The sequence below is a fragment of the Psychrobacter sp. genome (assembly GCF_036731945.1).
Lineage (GTDB): Bacteria > Pseudomonadota > Gammaproteobacteria > Pseudomonadales > Moraxellaceae > Psychrobacter.
In genome coordinates, this window is the sequence record NZ_DAINDI010000017.1 from 16,802 (window position 1) to 18,312 (window position 1,511).

Here is a 1,511-nt window from a genome sequence, read left to right on the forward strand (position 1 = left end):
TATAAGTTGACTGGGCAAAAATATTTAATTCTTGTAACCTGCTATAAAACATGGACAATAGCTACCCTTTATGATTAAGACGCCGCATTCGGCTACTTTTTAGTTTTACGATTTTTTTTATTTCTATTTTTTTAAAGCTTAGCGCTTTTTGGAACGTAACATCATGGAAAATCCGCGCAATGCAGCAGCATACAATCACTACGATGTCATCGTCATCGGCGCTGGGGCGTCGGGGTTATATTGTGCGCTCACCGCGGGTCGCCGTGGTCGCCGCGTCTTGGTGCTCGACCACGCCAATAAAGCCGGTAAAAAAATCCTCATGTCAGGTGGCGGGCGCTGCAACTTTACCAATTACTTCGTCGAGCCTGAGCATTTTATCGGCAGCAATGCCCATTTTTGTAAATCCGCTCTGAGCCGTTATCCAAGTTGGGAATTCATCGGTATGGTTGAGCAGCATAAAATTCCTTACCATGAGCGCGAGCACGGGCAGCTATTTTGTGATGATTCGGCGCAAGATATTTTAACCATGCTCCTCGATGAATGCGCTGCCGTGGGCGTGCAAGTCAGACTCAATACCCAAGTCGACAGCGTGCAAGCACTCGAAAACGATAAAAAATCTCGCTTTCAACTATCAACAACCAAAGCGCTCAATAAAAAAGAAAAACAAGAGAGAAAAGATAACGGCAATCAAAGTAAGCTGCCGCAAACCAGCTATAACTGCGAATCGCTTGTAGTAGCGACGGGCGGCTTGTCTATTCCAACGCTAGGCGCGAGCGGTTTTGGTTACGAGCTGGCACAACAGTTTGGACATACGTTAGTCGCAACTGATGCCAGCCTTGTGCCATTTACCTTTACTGATAAAACGGGCGAGCTGATTCGTACGCTTGCCGGTATCAGTCTGCCAGTGATTGCCAGCAATGAGCGCATCTCCTTTAAACTGCCCTTGCTCTTTACCCATCGCGGACTGTCGGGCCCAGCTATGCTGCAACTGTCTAACTATTGGCATGTTGGCGAAACCATCACCATCAATTTGCTACCCGAAATAGATATGACGGCGCTTTTACTTGCTCATAAGAAATCGCACCCACGCCAGCTTATCCGCACGGTCTTGGCAGACAATACCGACAATGCTTTGCCGAAAAAACTGCTGGCAGCGCTACAAACGCATTTGTGGGACGATATAAAAGACACCGAGCTTGCCAATATTAAAGATGAGCGCTTGGTAGAGCTTGGCGCAACGCTGAACGGCTGGCAGCTCAAACCGTCTGGCACTGAAGGCTATCGAACCGCTGAAGTCACACGCGGCGGCATCACAACCGATGAAGTCTCATCAAAGACCATGCAAAGTAAATATCAAGATGGTCTATATTTTATCGGCGAAGTGCTCGACGTCACCGGTTGGCTTGGCGGCTATAACTTTCAATGGGCGTGGGCCAGTGGTTTTGTTTGCGGCGAAGTGGTTTGATATTAAGTCATATATACCCTTTCATTTGAAAGCCAGTTATACAAAT

The 1,511-nt window shown here is 47.3% G+C and carries 1 protein-coding gene; it reads left to right on the top strand.

The genetic code is table 11. The annotated features are described in order from the left end of the window. The first annotated feature begins 163 nt into the window (after positions 1-163). A complete protein-coding gene (locus V7D75_RS05145) occupies positions 164-1,465 on the top strand; it encodes an NAD(P)/FAD-dependent oxidoreductase (protein WP_333613686.1) in 1,302 nt (433 codons plus the stop codon). Positions 1,466-1,511: the final 46 nt, after the last annotated feature.

What these genes read in the sequence shown, in the direction of transcription:
- V7D75_RS05145 (WP_333613686.1), top strand. Translation starts at nt 164, where the DNA reads ATGGAAAATCCGCGCAATGCAGCAGCATACAATCACTACGATGTCATC.